Annotated in this window: 13 protein-coding genes and 1 pseudogene; 13 read left to right on the top strand and 1 reads right to left on the bottom strand. The window is 58.5% G+C overall.

Annotated features, from left to right (window positions below; all coding sequences use genetic code 11):
• Window positions 1-313: pseudogene (locus APH41_RS23955) on the bottom strand (TRZ/ATZ family hydrolase); the annotation flags it as partial.
• Between the two features lie 109 nt (window positions 314-422).
• Here APH41_RS23955 and mtnA point away from each other — a divergent pair.
• From mtnA to APH41_RS23890, 13 genes are all read left to right on the top strand, one after another.
• Complete coding sequence (gene mtnA, locus APH41_RS23950) at window positions 423-1,493, top strand: S-methyl-5-thioribose-1-phosphate isomerase (RefSeq protein WP_054921891.1); 1,071 nt, start codon at window positions 423-425, stop codon at window positions 1,491-1,493.
• A gap of 420 nt (window positions 1,494-1,913) precedes the next feature.
• The gene (gene gyrA, locus APH41_RS23945; protein ID WP_032892792.1) at window positions 1,914-4,568 is read left to right on the top strand and encodes a DNA gyrase subunit A; all 2,655 of its coding nucleotides are present in this window, start codon (window positions 1,914-1,916) and stop codon (window positions 4,566-4,568) included.
• A gap of 242 nt (window positions 4,569-4,810) precedes the next feature.
• A complete protein-coding gene (gene serC, locus APH41_RS23940; RefSeq protein WP_054921888.1) occupies window positions 4,811-5,896 on the top strand; it encodes a 3-phosphoserine/phosphohydroxythreonine transaminase in 1,086 nt (361 codons plus the stop codon).
• Window positions 5,896-6,990, top strand: coding sequence for a prephenate dehydratase (gene pheA, locus APH41_RS23935; RefSeq protein WP_032902668.1), 1,095 nt, complete (start codon window positions 5,896-5,898; stop codon window positions 6,988-6,990). The genes serC and pheA overlap by 1 nt, the downstream gene beginning before the upstream one ends.
• Window positions 6,991-6,999: 9 nt before the next feature.
• Window positions 7,000-8,112, top strand: coding sequence for a histidinol-phosphate transaminase (gene hisC, locus APH41_RS23930; RefSeq protein ID WP_054921886.1), 1,113 nt, complete (start codon window positions 7,000-7,002; stop codon window positions 8,110-8,112).
• A gap of 28 nt (window positions 8,113-8,140) precedes the next feature.
• Window positions 8,141-10,351, top strand: coding sequence for a bifunctional prephenate dehydrogenase/3-phosphoshikimate 1-carboxyvinyltransferase (locus tag APH41_RS23925; protein WP_054921894.1), 2,211 nt, complete (start codon window positions 8,141-8,143; stop codon window positions 10,349-10,351).
• Window positions 10,348-11,037 carry a (d)CMP kinase gene (gene cmk, locus APH41_RS23920; protein WP_003189772.1) on the top strand — a complete coding sequence of 230 codons (690 nt, stop codon included), beginning with the start codon at window positions 10,348-10,350 and terminating at the stop codon, window positions 11,035-11,037. The genes APH41_RS23925 and cmk overlap by 4 nt, the downstream gene beginning before the upstream one ends.
• Before the next feature lie 120 nt (window positions 11,038-11,157).
• Window positions 11,158-12,843, top strand: coding sequence for a 30S ribosomal protein S1 (gene rpsA / locus APH41_RS23915; protein ID WP_003189774.1), 1,686 nt, complete (start codon window positions 11,158-11,160; stop codon window positions 12,841-12,843).
• A gap of 160 nt (window positions 12,844-13,003) precedes the next feature.
• Window positions 13,004-13,288 (top strand): lipoprotein, encoded by a 285-nt coding sequence (locus APH41_RS23910; RefSeq protein ID WP_034126690.1) that lies wholly within the window; start codon window positions 13,004-13,006, stop codon window positions 13,286-13,288.
• A gap of 130 nt (window positions 13,289-13,418) precedes the next feature.
• On the top strand, window positions 13,419-13,715 hold the full coding sequence (ihfB, locus tag APH41_RS23905) for an integration host factor subunit beta (RefSeq protein ID WP_003189779.1): 297 nt from the start codon (window positions 13,419-13,421) through the stop codon (window positions 13,713-13,715).
• A 24-nt stretch (window positions 13,716-13,739) separates the two neighbouring features.
• On the top strand, window positions 13,740-13,982 hold the full coding sequence (locus APH41_RS23900; RefSeq protein WP_054921884.1) for a LapA family protein: 243 nt from the start codon (window positions 13,740-13,742) through the stop codon (window positions 13,980-13,982).
• Between the two features lie 428 nt (window positions 13,983-14,410).
• A complete protein-coding gene (locus APH41_RS23895) occupies window positions 14,411-15,754 on the top strand; it encodes a Wzz/FepE/Etk N-terminal domain-containing protein (RefSeq protein ID WP_072446741.1) in 1,344 nt (447 codons plus the stop codon).
• 468 nt (window positions 15,755-16,222) lie between these two features.
• Window positions 16,223-17,029: a GNAT family N-acetyltransferase gene (locus tag APH41_RS23890; protein WP_054921880.1), complete on the top strand. Its 807-nt coding sequence runs from the start codon at window positions 16,223-16,225 to the stop codon at window positions 17,027-17,029.
• Window positions 17,030-17,057: the final 28 nt, after the last annotated feature.

Below are 17,057 nucleotides of genomic sequence, written 5' to 3'. Positions count from 1 at the left end.
CCCATTTGGCTTCGGCTGGCCAGATGTGCTTTTCCAGCCAGGTCATCAGTGGCAAATCGTCGGCCAGGCCGCGGAACAGGGTCATGGCTGCATGGCCGTGTGCATTGACCAGGCCGGGGCTGAGCAGCATGCCGGGCAGTTCACGCACCTCTTGCGCCGCCAGCTTCAACGCCGCGTCCCGTGGCCCGATAAAGGCAATGCAGCCATCGCGGATACCCAGGCCGTGCTCCTTGAGCACCACCCCAGCGGGCTCGACGGGTACCAGCCAGGTCGGCAGCAGCAACAAGTCGAGCGGGGCGGCAGTGGAGGTCATCGCAGGCTTCTTCCCAGGCAGCTATAAAAGAAGGGCGAAGTATACCCGAGCGTCCCGGCTGGCGGATCGCTATAATCGGCGGCTTTTGTTCATGAGTGCGGGGTAAGGGATGCGCGACCGACTGTTGGCTGCAGAGAACGTGAAGGCCATCGAATGGCGTGATGGCGCGCTGCACCTGCTCGACCAGCGTGTTTTGCCGTCCCGGGAGCATTGGGTGGCCTGCGGTACCGTTGAAGCGGTGGCCGACGCCATTCGCACCATGGTGGTGCGGGGTGCACCGGCCATCGGCATCTGCGCTGCCTATGGCTTGGTGCTCGCCGCCCGCGAGCGCATCGCCGAGGGCGGTGACTGGCAGGCCGCGTGGGAAGAAGACTACGCCTTGCTGGCCCACACCCGGCCGACCGCATCGAATTTGTTCTGGGCCTTGCAGCGCATGCGCGACCGCCTGGATCGCCTCAAGCAGGACGCCGACCCGCTGGTGGTGCTGGAGGCCGAAGCCGTCGCGATCCATGAGAGTGATCGGGAAGCCAATGTGGTCATGGCCCAGCTGGGTATGGAGCGGATTCGCAAGCATCAGGGCAATGCCCAGGCGATCCTTACCCATGGCAATGCCGGCGCGTTGGCTTCCGGCGGCGTTGGCACAGCCCTCGGGGTGATTCACGCGGCGTATCTGGAGGGGTTGGTCGAGCAGGTCTATGTCAATGAAACCCGTCCATGGCTGCAAGGCTCGCGTCTGACGGCGTGGGAGTTGGCGAGCCAGGGCATCCCGGTGGCGGTGAATGCCGACTCCGCGGGCGCGCATATCCTCAAGACCAAAGGCGTGACCTGGGTGGTGGTGGGTGCTGACTGTGTTGCGGCCAATGGCGATGTGGTCAGCAAGATCGGCACTTATCAACTGGCCGTCTGTGCCATGCACCATGGCGTGCGCTTTATGGTGGTGGCGTCAAGTTCGACCCTCGATTTGATGATGGCTACGGGGGAGGATGTTGCGCTGGAGCAGCGCGATACGGGTGAGTTGCTTGAGGTGGATGGGCAGCGGTTGGATATCGCGGCGCTTAACCCTGTATTTGATGTGACGCCTGCGGACCTGATTGACGTGATCGTCACCGAAAAAGGCATTGTCGAGCGGCCAGACACTGCCAAACTGGCCAAGTTGATGTGCCGTAAGCGGCTGCATTGAGTGTGTGGGTGCCTGTGGGGGCGCCATCGCAGGCAAGCCAGCTCCCACCTTTAACTGTATTCACAAATCAAAGGTGGTGGCTTGCCTGCGATCGGCCCTTGAAGTCAACAAAACGTCTGCATTCCACCCTCGCAAAAAAGCACCATCGCGCCTCTGAGCCCCTCTCGTCCCCTTCAAGCCTGTCATCCGTCAAATTACTAGCCTCCATGCGCATCAGGGGGATAGGTGCGTGGCGGCGATTGTGATAACATCCGGCGGTTTCCAGGGCTGCCCCGAGGGGTTGCCTATAACGTGCAGATCCGTGTCATAACTCGTTGATTTGTCGTAAGTCGTTGTCAGGCACCGTGCCGGCAGCGGCGAGCTTCGTTCGTCCCGAATGGATGTGACGAGGTTTCACCCGAAAAAGGAATCAGGCTTCTCATGGGCGAACTGGCCAAAGAAATCCTCCCGGTCAATATCGAAGACGAGCTGAAACAGTCCTACCTCGACTACGCGATGAGCGTAATTGTCGGTCGGGCACTGCCTGATGCGCGCGATGGCTTGAAGCCCGTGCACCGGCGTGTGCTGTTCGCGATGAGCGAGCTGGGTAACGACTGGAACAAGCCGTACAAGAAATCTGCCCGTGTTGTCGGTGACGTGATCGGTAAGTATCACCCTCACGGCGACACTGCGGTGTACGACACCATCGTTCGGATGGCGCAGCCGTTTTCCTTGCGCTACCTGCTGGTAGACGGCCAGGGCAACTTCGGTTCGGTGGACGGCGACAACGCCGCAGCCATGCGATACACCGAAGTGCGCATGACCAAGCTGGCGCACGAGCTGCTGGCCGACCTGCATAAAGAAACCGTGGACTGGGTGCCGAACTACGACGGCACCGAAATGATCCCGGCTGTCATGCCCACCAAGATTCCCAACCTGCTGGTCAACGGTTCCAGCGGTATCGCCGTGGGCATGGCCACCAACATCCCGCCGCACAACCTCGGTGAAGTCATCGACGGTTGCCTGGCCCTTATCGACAACCCTGAGCTGACCGTCGATGAGCTGATGCAATACATCCCCGGCCCGGACTTCCCGACCGCCGCGATCATCAACGGTCGCGCCGGCATCATCGAAGCCTACCGCACTGGCCGCGGGCGCATTTACATGCGTGCCCGCTCGATGATCGAAGATATCGACAAGGTCGGTGGCCGCCAGCAGATCGTCATCACCGAGCTCCCTTACCAACTGAACAAGGCACGCCTGATCGAGAAGATCGCCGAGCTGGTTAAAGAGAAGAAGCTGGAAGGCATCACCGAGCTGCGCGACGAGTCCGACAAGGACGGTATGCGCGTGGTCATCGAGCTGCGCCGCGGCGAAGTGCCTGAGGTGATCCTCAACAACCTCTACGCTCAGACCCAGCTGCAAAGCGTGTTTGGTATCAACGTGGTTGCCCTGATCGACGGCCGCCCGCGCATCCTGAACCTCAAGGACCTGCTGGAAGCCTTCGTGCGTCACCGTCGCGAAGTAGTGACCCGCCGTACCGTGTTCGAACTGCGCAAGGCCCGCGAGCGCGGCCATATCCTGGAAGGCCAGGCGGTTGCGTTGTCGAACATCGACCCGGTGATCGCCCTGATCAAGGCCTCGCCAACCCCGTCGGAAGCCAAGGAAGCGCTGATCAGCACGCCTTGGGAATCCAGCGCCGTGGTCGCAATGGTTGAGCGCGCTGGCGCCGACTCGTGCCGCCCCGAGACCCTGGACCCGCAATACGGTCTGCGTGAAGGCAAGTACTTCCTGTCGCCAGAACAGGCCCAGGCCATCCTGGAACTGCGTCTGCACCGCCTCACCGGCCTTGAACACGAGAAGCTGCTGGCCGAGTACCAGGAGATCCTCAACCAGATCGGCGAGTTGATCCGCATCCTCAGCAGCGCCGTGCGCCTGATGGAAGTGATCCGCGAAGAACTGGAAGTGATCCGCGCCGAATACGGCGACGTGCGCCGCACCGAAATCCTCGATGCGCGCCTGGACCTGACCCTGGGTGACATGATCCCGGAAGAAGAGCGCGTGGTGACCATCTCCCACGGCGGCTATGCCAAGACCCAGCCGCTGGCTGCTTATCAGGCCCAGCGTCGTGGCGGTAAAGGTAAATCGGCTACCGGCGTGAAGGATGAGGACTACATCGCTCACCTGCTGGTCGCCAATAGCCACACCACGCTGCTGCTGTTCTCCAGCAAGGGCAAGGTGTACTGGCTCAAGACTTACGAAATCCCGGAAGCCTCCCGCGCTGCCCGTGGCCGTCCGTTGGTCAACCTGCTGCCCCTGGACAGTGATGAATACATCACTACCATGCTGCCGGTCGAGGAATACACCGAAGGCCACTTCATCTTCATGGCCACCGCCAAAGGCACCGTGAAGAAGACCCCGTTGGAATCCTTCAGCCGTCAACGCAGCGTGGGCCTGATCGCCCTGGAGCTGGATGAAGGCGACGTGCTGATTTCCGCAGCCATCACTGATGGCGAGCGCGAAGTCATGCTGTTCTCCGACGGCGGCAAGGTCACACGTTTCAAGGAGTCCGACGTGCGTGCCATGGGCCGTACCGCCCGGGGTGTACGCGGCATGCGCCTGCCGGAAGGGCAGAAGCTGATTTCGATGCTGATCCCGGAAGAAGGCAGCCAGATCCTCACCGCGTCCGAGCGTGGTTATGGCAAGCGTACCGCCATCAGTGAGTTCCCGGAGTACAAGCGTGGCGGCCAGGGCGTGATTGCCATGGTCAGCAACGACCGCAACGGCCGTCTGGTCGGCGCGGTGCAGGTGCTCGATGGCGAGGAGATCATGCTGATTTCCGACCAGGGCACCTTGGTGCGTACCCGTGTGGCGGAAGTGTCGAGCCTGGGCCGTAACACCCAGGGCGTGACCCTGATCAAGCTGGCCAAGGACGAAAAACTGGTCGGCCTGGAGCGTGTGCAGGAGCCTTCGGAAGTCGAAGGTGAAGAGCTCGAAGGTGAGGAATTTGAAGGCGAGGTGATCGCAGCTGGCGATGACAACGTTGACGAGCCAACCCTCGACGCTGCCGCAGACGAAGAAGAACCGCAGGAATAAGCGGACACACAGGGGGCGGATGAAGATTCGCCCCCTTGTTGTTTGTCCCGTATGAAATACAGCGCCCTTTGCCTGGACGCGGTCCATGTGGGAGCTGGCTTGCCTGCGATACAGGCGCCTCGGTCATTAAGTGATACCGCGGCGCTGCTATCGCAGGCAAGCCAGCTCCCACAGATGTCCGCTCCAGAACGAGGGCGTTGCTGACATGATTGCAGCCCCACCAGATCAGAGTGAGATTGGATGTGAGCAAGAGAGCCTATAACTTCTGTGCCGGTCCCGCGGCGCTTCCTGAAGCAGTCCTGCAGCGTGCGCAGGGTGAACTCCTCGACTGGCATGGAAAAGGCCTCTCCGTGATGGAAATGAGCCATCGCAGCGATGAGTTCGTGTCTATCGCCAACAAGGCCGAGCAGGACCTGCGCGACCTGCTGGACATCCCATCCAATTACAAAGTGCTGTTCTTGCAGGGTGGTGCGAGCCAGCAGTTCGCCCAGTTACCGCTGAACCTGCTGCCCGAAGGCGGCACTGCCGACTATATCGACACCGGTATCTGGGGGCAGAAGGCCATTGAGGAGGCCTCGCGCTACGGCCATGTCAACGTGGCGGGCACCGCCAAGCCCTACGACTACTTCGCCATTCCCGGTCAGAACGAGTGGAAGCTGACCAAGGACGCGGCCTACGTTCACTACGTCGCGAACGAAACCATCGGCGGCCTGGAATTTGATTGGGTGCCGCAAGTCGGTGACGTTCCGCTGGTGTGCGACATGTCCTCGGACATCCTCTCGCGCCCGATCGACGTGTCCAAGTACGGCATGATCTACGCCGGCGCGCAGAAGAACATCGGCCCGAGCGGCATCCTGGTCAATATCATCCGCGAAGACCTGCTGGGTCGCGCCCGCTCGGTGTGCCCGACCATGCTCAACTACAAGGTCGCGGCCGATAACGGCTCGATGTACAACACCCCGCCGGCGTTTGCCTGGTACCTGTCGGGCCTGGTGTTCGAATGGCTCAAGGAGCAGGGCGGCGTGGCGGCCATGGGCAAGCTCAATGAAGAGAAGAAGCGCGTCCTGTACGACTTTATCGACGCCAGCGGCCTGTACAGCAACCCGATCAACCTCAGCGACCGCTCGTGGATGAACGTGCCGTTCCGCCTGGCCGACGACCGCCTGGACAAACCGTTCCTGGCCGGCGCCGACGCGCGCGGCCTGCTGAACCTCAAGGGCCACCGCTCGGTGGGTGGCATGCGCGCCTCCATTTATAACGCCGTTGACATCCACGCCATCAATGCGCTGGTTGCCTACATGGCAGAGTTCGAGAAGGAACACGGCTAATGTCTGAGCAAGAACTCAAGGCCCTGCGCGTACGCATTGACAGTCTGGACGAGAAGGTCCTGGAACTGATCAGTGAGCGCGCGCGCTGCGCCCAGGAAGTGGCCCGGGTGAAAATGGCGTCCCTGGCGGAAGGCGAAGTGCCGGTGTTCTACCGGCCCGAGCGTGAAGCCCAGGTGCTCAAGCGTGTGATGGAACGCAACAAGGGCCCGTTGGGCAACGAAGAGATGGCGCGGTTGTTCCGTGAAATCATGTCCTCGTGCCTGGCGCTGGAGCAGCCGCTGAAAGTGGCTTACCTCGGCCCTGAAGGCACCTTCACCCAGGCGGCAGCCATGAAGCACTTCGGCCATGCGGTGATCAGCAAGCCGATGGCGGCCATCGACGAAGTCTTCCGTGAAGTCGCGGCCGGTGCGGTGAATTTTGGCGTGGTGCCGGTGGAAAACTCCACCGAAGGCGCGGTCAACCACACGCTGGACAGCTTCCTTGAGCACGACATGGTCATCTGCGGTGAGGTGGAGCTGCGTATCCACCACCACCTGCTGGTGGGTGAAAACACCAAGACCGACAGCATCAGCCGTATCTATTCCCACGCCCAGTCCCTGGCCCAGTGCCGCAAGTGGTTGGACGCCCATTACCCGAATGTAGAGCGCGTTGCGGTGTCCAGCAACGCCGAGGCGGCCAAGCGGGTCAAGGGTGAGTGGAACTCGGCGGCGATTGCCGGCGATATGGCTGCCGGCCTGTACGGCCTGACGCGCCTGGCCGAAAAGATCGAAGATCGCCCGGATAACTCCACGCGCTTTTTGATGATCGGCAGCCAGGAAGTGCCGCCCACCGGCGACGACAAGACCTCGATCATCGTCTCCATGAGCAACAAGCCCGGCGCGCTGCATGAGCTGCTGGTGCCGTTCCACGACAACGGGATTGACCTGACGCGCATCGAGACTCGTCCTTCGCGCAGCGGTAAGTGGACCTACGTATTCTTTATCGACTTCATGGGCCATCACCGCGACCCTCTGGTCAAGGGCGTGCTGGAGAAAATCAGTCAGGAAGCCGTGGCACTCAAGGTGCTGGGCTCTTACCCGAAAGCGGTTTTGTGAGGCTTTGACATGAGTGGCAACTTCCTCGCCCTGGCGCAGCCGGGCGTGCAACAACTCTCGCCTTACGTTCCAGGCAAGCCTGTGGACGAACTGGCCCGCGAGTTGAATCTGGACCCGTCCAAAATCGTCAAGCTGGCGAGTAACGAAAACCCGCTGGGCCCTAGCCCAAAAGTGTTGGCGGCGATTCGTGAAGAGCTGGCCGAACTGACCCGTTATCCCGATGGCAACGGTTTTGCGCTCAAGTCTTTGCTGGCGGACAAGTGCCGGGTCGAGCTGAACCAGGTGACCCTGGGCAATGGCTCCAATGACATCCTTGAGCTGGTCGCCCGTGCTTACCTGGCGCCAGGCTTGAATGCGGTGTTCAGCGAGCACGCGTTTGCGGTCTACCCGATCGTGACTCAGGCGGTGGGGGCGGATGCTCGCGTGATTCCTGCCAAGGACTGGGGCCATGACTTGCCGGCGATGCTGGCGGCCATCGATGCCCAGACTCGCGTGGTGTTTATCGCCAACCCGAACAACCCGACCGGCACCTGGTTTGACGAGCAGGCACTGAACGAATTCCTGCAGGACGTGCCGGGGCATGTGCTGGTCGTGCTGGACGAAGCCTACATCGAGTACGCCGAAGGCAGCGACCTGCCCGATGGCCTGGATTTCCTCGCGGCCTACCCGAACCTGCTGGTGTCGCGTACGTTCTCCAAGGCTTATGGCCTGGCGTCGTTGCGGGTCGGTTATGGCTTGTCCACGCCCGTGGTAGCCGATGTGCTGAACCGCGTGCGCCAGCCGTTCAACGTTAACAGCCTGGCCCTGGCGGCCGCCTGTGCGGCGGTGCAGGATACCGAATACCTGGAAGAAGGCCGTCGCCTCAACGAAAGCGGCATGCTGCAATTGCAGGAAGGTTTTCGTGAGCTGGGCCTGGGCTGGATTCCGTCCAAGGGCAACTTCATCTGCGTCGACCTCGGCCAGGTGGCTGCGCCGGTGTTCCAGGGCTTGCTGCGCGAGGGCGTGATCGTGCGCCCGGTGGCCAACTACGGCATGCCGAACCATCTGCGTATCACCATCGGTCTGCCGGCTGAGAACAGCCGCTTCCTTGAGGCGTTGGCCAAGGTTCTGGCCCGTGGTTGATGTCACTGCATTGCAACCTGCTGTGCCTATGATCGGTCGCCTGGTGGTGGTCGGCCTGGGGTTGATCGGTGGCTCCTTCGCCAAGGGCCTGCGTGAAAGCGGGCTGTGTGGCGAAGTGGTGGGCGTGGACCTCGACCCGCAGTCGCGCAAGTTGGCGGTGGAGTTGGGCGTGGTGGACCGCTGTGAAGCGGACCTGGCCGTTGCGTGCCAGGGCGCGGATGTGATCCAGCTCGCCGTGCCGATCCTTGCCATGGAGAAATTGCTGGCGGTACTGGCTGGTATGGACCTCGGGCAAGCGATTCTTACCGATGTGGGCAGCGCCAAAGGCAACGTGGTGCGTGCGGCACGATTGGCGTTTGGTGGGATGCCGCCGCGCTTTGTGCCGGGCCATCCAATCGCTGGGTCCGAGCAGAGCGGGGTGGAGGCATCCAATGCGCAGTTGTTCCGTCGGCATAAGGTCATCCTGACGCCGCTTGCGCAAACCGATCCCACGGCGTTGGCAGTGGTGGATCGTCTCTGGCGCGAGCTGGGCGCGGATGTAGAGCATATGCAGGTCGAGCGTCACGACGAAGTGTTGGCAGCGACCAGTCACTTGCCGCATCTGCTGGCATTTGGCTTGGTGGATTCGTTGGCCAAGCGCAACGAGAACCTCGAGATTTTCCGCTACGCCGCCGGCGGCTTCCGCGATTTTACGCGGATTGCCGGCAGCGATCCGGTGATGTGGCACGACATCTTCCTCGCCAATCGCGAAGCGGTGTTGCGCACTCTGGACACCTTCCGCAGTGACCTCGACGCCTTGCGCGACGCGGTGGATGCGGGAGACGGCCATCAACTGCTGGGCGTGTTCACCCGTGCGCGGGTGGCGCGTGAACATTTCAGCAAGATCCTCGCGCGCCGGGCCTACATGGAAACCGCAGTGAGCACCGATGACTTGACCTTCATCGCCAGCCCGGGTGGCCGCTTGAGCGGGCGCATCCGCGTGCCGGGTGACAAGTCGATCTCTCATCGCTCGATCATGCTGGGGTCGTTGGCCGAAGGTGTGACCGAGGTGGAGGGCTTCCTTGAGGGTGAAGATGCCCTGGCGACCTTGCAGGCCTTTCGCGACATGGGCGTGGTGATCGAGGGCCCGCACCATGGGCGCGTGACCATTCACGGTGTCGGCCTGCATGGCCTGAAGGCTGCGCCGGGGCCGATCTATGTGGGTAATTCCGGCACATCGATGCGCCTGTTGGCCGGTGTATTGGCGGCGCAGAGCTTTGACAGCGTGCTGACCGGCGATGCCTCGCTGTCCAAGCGCCCGATGAACCGTGTAGCCAAGCCGCTGCGGGAAATGGGCGCGATCATCGAAACCGGGCCGGACGGGCGTCCGCCACTGAGCATTCGTGGTGGGCAGTCGCTAAAAGGCTTGAACTATGTACTGCCCATGGCCAGTGCCCAGGTGAAATCCTGCCTGTTGTTGGCGGGGTTGTACGCTGAGGGTAAAACCTCGGTGACCGAGCCAGCACCGACCCGCGACCATACCGAGCGCATGCTGCGCGGCTTTGGTTACCCGGTGGCGGTGCAGGGCGCGACGGCGTCGCTGGCGTCGGGGCTTGGGTTGACCGCTACGCGTATTGAAGTGCCGGGGGATATTTCGTCTTCGGCGTTTTTCCTGGTGGCGGCCTCGATTGCCGAGGGCTCCGAGCTGCTGTTGGAGCATGTCGGTATCAACCCGACCCGCACCGGGGTAATCGATATCCTGCGGCTGATGGGGGCTGATATCGCCCTCGAAAATCAGCGCGAGGTGGGCGGCGAGCCGGTTGCGGATCTACGTGTGCGTGCCGCCGCGCTCAAGGGCGTCGAAATTCCAGAGGCCCTGGTGCCGTTGGCGATTGATGAGTTCCCTGTGCTGTTTATTGCCGCAGCCTGCGCTCAAGGTCGCACCGTTTTGCGCGGTGCCGAGGAGTTGCGGCTCAAGGAGTCCGACCGTATCCAGGTGATGGCCGACGGTCTGTTGGCCCTGGGCGTGAAGTGTGAACCCACGCCTGATGGGATTATCATTGACGGTGGCCCGATGGGCGGCGGTGAAGTGCATGCCCATGGCGATCACCGGATTGCCATGGCGTTCAGTGTGGCTTCCCTGCGGGCGATGGCGCCTATTCGTATCCTTGACTGCGCCAATGTTGCTACGTCTTTTCCGAACTTTCTGACACTGTGTGCCCAAGTCGGCATCCGTGTTGCCCAAGAGGCTCAATTGTGAATATCAAAGCACCGGTGATTACCATCGACGGGCCTAGTGGCTCGGGCAAAGGCACAATCGCTGGCATTCTGGCCAAGCGCCTGGGTTGGTGCCTGCTGGATTCTGGCGCGCTGTACCGCCTGCTGGCGTTTGCTGCGCACAACCATGGTGTTGACCTGACCAACGAAGAATTGCTGACGAAGCTTGCCGCCCATCTGGATGTGCAGTTCATTGCGGCGACCGAGGGTCAGTTGCAGCGCATCATTCTGGAAGGTGATGAAGTCAGCGATGTGATTCGCACCGAGAGTATCGGCGCGGGCGCCTCCCAAGTGGCTGCGCTGCCCGCCGTGCGCGAGGCGCTGCTGCAGCGCCAGCGCGCATTCCAGGAGGCGCCGGGCCTGGTGGCCGATGGCCGCGACATGGGCACGGTGGTGTTTCCCGAGGCGCCGCTGAAGATTTTCCTGACCGCCAGCGCCGAGGAGCGGGCACGCCGCCGTTACTTGCAGTTGAAGGGCAAAGTCGATGGTGTTAGTCTGTCGAGTCTGCTAGATGAGATCCGTGCACGCGATGAGCGTGATACCCAGCGTGCGGTAGCCCCGCTCAAACCGGCGGCTGACGCCATACAGCTGGATTCCACGGAGCTGTCCATCGAGCAGGTGCTGGAACGCATCATGAGTGAAATCGCCATTCGCGATATCGCCGGGTGATCAAGAAGGCCGCAGGGGACCAGTCATAGTCCTGCGGTGGCTTCTTTTAACTGAAACTGACCCACACCGTCTGGGGTGTGGAGATGGGCGTATTCTTCGCCCTTATCAACAGGAATTAAAATGAGCGAAAGCTTTGCGGAACTCTTTGAAGAAAGCCTAAAAACCCTGAACCTTCAGGCAGGCTCCATCATCACCGGTGTTATCGTTGATATCGATTACCAAGCTCGCTGGGTAACCGTTCACGCTGGTCTGAAGTCTGAAGCTCTGATCCCGCTGGAACAGTTCTACAACGATGCTGGTGACCTGACTATCAATGTCGGTGACGAAGTTCACGTTGCTCTGGACTCGGTTGAAGACGGTTTCGGTGAAACCAAGCTGTCCCGTGAAAAAGCCAAGCGCGCTGAATGCTGGATTGTTCTCGAAGCAGCCTTCGCAGCTGAAGAAGTGGTCAAGGGCGTTATCAACGGTAAGGTTAAAGGCGGCTTCACTGTCGACGTTAACGGCATCCGTGCGTTCCTGCCAGGTTCTTTGGTCGACGTTCGTCCAGTGCGCGACACCACGCACCTGGAAGGCAAAGAACTCGAATTCAAAGTCATCAAGCTCGACCAGAAGCGCAACAACGTTGTCGTTTCCCGTCGCAGCGTGCTGGAAGCAGAGAACTCCGCCGAGCGTGAAGCTCTGCTGGAATCCCTGCAGGAAGGCCAACAAGTCAAAGGTATCGTCAAGAACCTCACCGATTACGGCGCATTCGTCGATCTGGGTGGCGTCGATGGCCTGCTGCACATTACCGACATGGCTTGGAAGCGTATCAAGCATCCTTCCGAAATCGTCAACGTTGGCGACGAGATCGATGTCAAGGTTCTGAAGTACGATCGTGAGCGTAACCGCGTTTCCCTGGGCTTGAAGCAGCTGGGCGAAGATCCATGGGTTGCTATCAAGGCTCGTTACCCAGAAAGCACTCGCGTAACCGCGCGTGTTACCAACCTGACCGACTACGGCTGCTTCGCAGAGCTGGAAGAAGGCGTGGAAGGCCTGGTACACGTTTCCGAAATGGACTGGACCAACAAGAACATCCACCCTTCGAAAGTCGTACAAGTCGGCGACGAAGTGGAAGTTATGGTTCTGGACATCGACGAAGAGCGTCGTCGTATCTCCCTGGGCATCAAGCAGTGCAAATCTAACCCATGGGAAGATTTCTCTGGCCAGTTCAACAAGGGCGATAAAATCTCCGGCACCATCAAGTCGATCACCGATTTCGGTATCTTCATTGGTCTGGACGGCGGCATCGACGGCCTGGTTCACCTGTCCGACATCTCCTGGAACGAAGTTGGCGAAGAAGCTGTTCGTCGTTTCAAGAAGGGCGACGAGCTGGACACCGTTATCCTGTCGGTTGACCCAGAGCGCGAGCGCATCTCCCTGGGTATTAAGCAACTGGAAAGCGATCCGTTCTCCGAGTACGTTCAAGAGAACGACAAAGGCGCCATCGTTAAAGGCACTGTGAAAGAAGTTGACGCCAAAGGCGCCATCATCGTTCTGGCCGACGATATCGAAGCGACTCTGAAAGCCTCCGAAATCAGCCGTGACCGCGTTGAAGACGCGCGCAACGTTCTGAAAGAAGGCCAGGAAGTAGAAGCCAAGATCATCAGCGTTGACCGCAAGAGCCGCGTGATTCAGCTCTCCATCAAGTCGAAGGACGAAGTGGAAGAGAAAGAAGCTATCCAGAGCCTGAAAGAAGCTGCTCCGGAAGCTGCTGCTGACACCACCATGGCGGCACTGCTGCGCCAGGCAATGGCTAAGCAGAACTAAGTTCTGTAAAGCTGTAGAAAAAGGGCGACCTCGGTCGCCCTTTTTTGTGCCTGAAATTTGATGAAGCAACTGCACCGAACGAAGGTGTTCAGCCCAATGTCAGAACTGACTATAGTTTTAAAAACGGCTATTTCGCGTTGCTGACTCAATAAGGGTTTGAATGAACAGAATTATCGTAGTATTCGCTTTGCTGGCGCTTGCAGGCTGCTCCTCTACCAGCGCCAAGACCCACGCCAAGCGTGGCGTCAGCGGCATCGAGATCGACTGCTCTGGCTTGGGTAACAAGTGGGAAAAATGCGAAAAACGCGCCGCCCGTGAGTGCAAGATGCAGGGCTATAAGGTCATTACCCGCTCCAGTGATGCGGAGGACGAAGAGGGCGACTACCTGTTCGGCTGGAACCCTGCTGGCGCGGTGACGCGGACCATGTTGGTGATCTGTAAGTAAGGGGTTGACCGCTCGCTGAGCGTGTTTATTCAGCCTCACATAAGTTGATACATGGGCTGTTCAAATTCATCAACTCATGCTAAAACCTTCGGAGCGCTTTTCCTAGCTGCTTGAAAAAGAAGGGAAAAATATGACGAAGTCGGAGTTGATCGAACGAATTGTCACCCATCAAGGGCTGCTCTCATCCAAGGATGTGGAGCTGGCTATCAAGACCATGCTTGAGCAAATGTCCCAATGCCTGGCCACCGGAGATCGCATCGAAATCCGCGGCTTCGGCAGCTTCTCCCTGCACTACCGCGCACCGCGCGTAGGCCGCAACCCAAAAACCGGCCAATCCGTCAGCCTTGACGGCAAATTCGTTCCCCACTTCAAACCGGGCAAGGAATTGCGCGATCGGGTGAACGAAGAAGAGGAAGAAGGCGTCTGAGTGTTTTTGGGGAAGGAGAAGAGTATGCGTGGGGTTAAGCGCGTTGTTGCGGTGTTGATTGCAGTGCTTGCGGCTTTGGTGGTTCTGGCGTTTGTGCTGGAGAACCAGCAGGGCGTGGCGCTGTCATTCCTGGGGTGGAGTACTGCGCAGATGCCGGTGGCGGTGTTTGTGGTGGTGGCTTTGATTTTGGGGATGTTGATTGGGCCGCTGATTGCTATCTTCATCCGCGGTAGAAGAGGTGGGGCGATGAGGGCAGAGCGGGTTTAGAGTGGATTGTCACTAGCTCGTTCACCGGCTTTGTAGGCTGCAGCTTTTACCGCCTGTCAGATAAATATCTTCCACAAAGCTTTTCACGCCGCATTTGATCGGGATGCTGAATCAAGGGAGGGGGCGTGCGTGTCCATTTTATTGAATGGCGTGGGGCTGATTTAGAATTTTTTTCATGTTTGTGTCTGGGAGAGGGGCTAAAGCGATTTTTCTTTCGAATTTTAGGAAAGTTCCTATAGGAATTCAAGACTTGTATTATGGCTGGGAGATGGCAAAATGGAATCTGTTCTCGATAACGGGCATTTTGTGCGCTAAAAATTTGGCAGAGACGCTGAGTTTTTAGCGGTCATCCAACTAAAATAAAAGTACACACACAATCTTGTCTGCATAACGAGCCCGCAGTTTCTCTTTGAAGGCAGGTTTTTGTTGTGAGTAGTAGCTTCCGCGCTCCGCCGGTACCCCCGTCCGACGAAATTGATCTTGCGCAACTCATGCGCGCTGCCTGGCTGCATAAGAAATTAATTTTAGGCGCGTCCATTGTTTTTGGGTTGCTGGCTGGCTTTTATGCCTATTCAGTGGTTCCGGAGTATGAGGTCAGCAGCGTGCTGCGACCTGCTGCGATCAACGAACTCGACGCGCTTAATCGCTCGGAAATTTATCAACTGCCGCCTAGTGCAGCACTCATCAGGGTGGGGGCTTCTCTGGAGTCCTACGACACCCGGTTGGGGTTTTTCCGTTCCAATCCAAAGCTCTTTCAGGCGTTTGAGCGCCCCGGCAGAACGTTGGAGCAAAGCTTCGAAGAGTTTAATCGCAACTCCATTCGTCTTATTCTCACTGATCCAAAAAAGGTAGATGCTCTCAGTTCCTTTATTGGCGTCGAGATGACATACCCGCAGGGGGTTGATGGTGTCGCGATTATCAACGGGTTTGTTGATTACGCCATCGCCACTGAGCGAGACCAAATTGCTGGCGATCTGCGTGTAATCGTTAAAAATCGCTTGAGTGAGCTCAAGGGCAAGTTGGAGGCTGCTCGTTCCAGTTACCAAATTGGAAAAGAGGCCAAGATTGCGGCTTTGCGAGAGACTGATAATTTGCGCCGCGCGCAATTGCAGGATGAGCTCAAGGCTTTGCGTGCGCAGCTAAAGGCGTTGCGTGGGGATCGTATCGCACAGCTTACGGAGGCGATCGGCATTGCCAAGTCACTTGGGATACGCAAGCCTACTACGCCCTCATCGCTTGGCGACTCGGATCGAGCCAGTTCGACTGGGACCATGCGTACTGAAATCAATAATCAGCAGATTCCGTTGTACTTCATGGGTGTCGAAGCTCTCGAGGCTGAGCGCTCAGCGTTGGCGCAGCGTAAGTCTGATGATTTTACCGATGGTCGAATTGCCCAGATCGCAAAAGAGCTTCAACTGCTGCAGGCTAACCGCGAGGCAGAAGTATTGGGCCGGCGCGATAATGAAGATATTTTTCTAGGTGGTGTGGAGTCTCTCAGGGCCGAAGAGGCCCGCCTGTCCGCACTCAGTATCGACATAAGCCGGCTCAAGCTGGTGACGGTGGATAAACGAGCACTGGAGCCTTTGGCGCCAATTCGGCCTAAAAAGACACTGATCATTCTTGCAGGCCTGGCACTTGGCCTCCTGTTAGGATTGGTAGTAGTGTTGGGCCGTTATCTTTTCGAAACCTCAGGGATTAACTCGCGGAATAGGCTGCGTGCGTCAAGCTCACTTGCGGGCGCCCAACTGTCGATTGCGAGCCGAGAAAAATAGTGCCGTAAGCACTGTAGAGAGGGGCGAGCAATGCCAGGCATTAAAGTCACTGAGCAATTGTGAGGGTGAGAGCGACTTTTTGGTTTGGTTTCGGAACTCGCTCGTTCGCGTCGTATCCAATCCGACAGGCCGAGATCATCGCATTTTGCTCTGTTTCGGGCGCGCTTTACGCTCGCTGGCCTGGCACCGTCCCTGTGCAGGTTTGGTCGGCTCCTGTTTAAGCTTCTATCAAATGGCACCCGATCAGTAAATTTGACTGATTTCTTCACCCGCTACACTGAGTGTTGGTTCAAAATTGGATACCGCTTGCTATCACTCTTGATGTTTAAACGTTGAGAATGGTCAGGGGAATTCTCTAAGCAGTTTTTGAGGGAGCGAGAATGGTGTCGAATTTGGTGCCTGTGAAGTTTATCTGGCTGGCGACGCTTGTGGAGTGGCCGATCGTCACTCAAAGGTCGGGCACTCATAATGTCTGATGTGATCGCGCGTGCTGGGGCCTCTGAGGCTGCCCGGGCGCTATTCTGGGATGTTTTCTTTTCCTCTCGTGGCCGTGGGGTTAGCTTGCAGGTCCATTTTCCTTGGTTGGAAAATGATCGGGAAGTGACTTGCCTTGAAATCAGAGACCCCTCCAACCTGGAGTCTGCCATAGCCGCTCTGATTATCAGGGTAATTGAGCTACCCACCGGTGAGTCGGTAGGACTGATCGGCTTAGTCTGCGTACATGAGGAGTGGAGGGGGGCAGGCTTGAGTGTTGAATTGATGTCGGCTGCGATGGACCATGCTATGCATAATGGTCTATCCGCATTGGTGCTCTGGACTCAGAAACCAGGCATCTACGACCGGCATGGCTTCCGTTTTGACGAGCAAGACTCAATAGGGTCGATCTATCTCCCTAGCGAGTGTGCTGAAAATATTGAATACGTAACGAGCGACTGGCCTGGCTCGGATAAGCACGACCGAGAACGTGGTCTTCCGCCGTTTGCTTTACATGGGAAACGGATTAAAAGCGAATGCGCTGAGTTGATTCTTTTAGGCGGAGCAAATCGCGTAACCTTGGCCGAGTGGCAAGGGGAGGACTCGCAGGTGGCGAGTTTGATCCAGGCTGTTATAGCAGAGCCTTGGGTCATCAATGTCTGCGCACAGAGTACATTGGTGGCGGAGTTGACTAAAAGAGGCTTCAGAGTTGATCTTGTGCCGGGAGCGGTTCGAATGATCAAGTGGTTAACAAGCCGTCCCTTGAAAGTGCACCCTATTAAACTTATTGATCGGATCTAAATGAATGTCTAGTAGTCTTCCAATGTTA

It is taken from the genome of Pseudomonas sp. NBRC 111138 (assembly GCF_001320835.1).
Taxonomy (GTDB): Bacteria; Pseudomonadota; Gammaproteobacteria; order Pseudomonadales; family Pseudomonadaceae; genus Aquipseudomonas; species Aquipseudomonas paracarnis.
This window is presented reverse-complemented; position numbering and strand designations above follow the sequence as displayed.

Coding starts and splice junctions, on each gene's coding strand:
- mtnA (WP_054921891.1), top strand. CDS start 423: ATGCGCGACCGACTGTTGGCTGCAGAGAACGTGAAGGCCATCGAATGG.
- gyrA (WP_032892792.1), top strand. CDS start 1,914: ATGGGCGAACTGGCCAAAGAAATCCTCCCGGTCAATATCGAAGACGAG.
- pheA (WP_032902668.1), top strand. CDS start 5,896: ATGTCTGAGCAAGAACTCAAGGCCCTGCGCGTACGCATTGACAGTCTG.
- hisC (WP_054921886.1), top strand. CDS start 7,000: ATGAGTGGCAACTTCCTCGCCCTGGCGCAGCCGGGCGTGCAACAACTC.
- APH41_RS23925 (WP_054921894.1), top strand. CDS start 8,141: ATGATCGGTCGCCTGGTGGTGGTCGGCCTGGGGTTGATCGGTGGCTCC.
- rpsA (WP_003189774.1), top strand. CDS start 11,158: ATGAGCGAAAGCTTTGCGGAACTCTTTGAAGAAAGCCTAAAAACCCTG.
- APH41_RS23910 (WP_034126690.1), top strand. CDS start 13,004: ATGAACAGAATTATCGTAGTATTCGCTTTGCTGGCGCTTGCAGGCTGC.
- ihfB (WP_003189779.1), top strand. CDS start 13,419: ATGACGAAGTCGGAGTTGATCGAACGAATTGTCACCCATCAAGGGCTG.
- APH41_RS23900 (WP_054921884.1), top strand. CDS start 13,740: ATGCGTGGGGTTAAGCGCGTTGTTGCGGTGTTGATTGCAGTGCTTGCG.
- APH41_RS23890 (WP_054921880.1), top strand. CDS start 16,223: ATGTCTGATGTGATCGCGCGTGCTGGGGCCTCTGAGGCTGCCCGGGCG.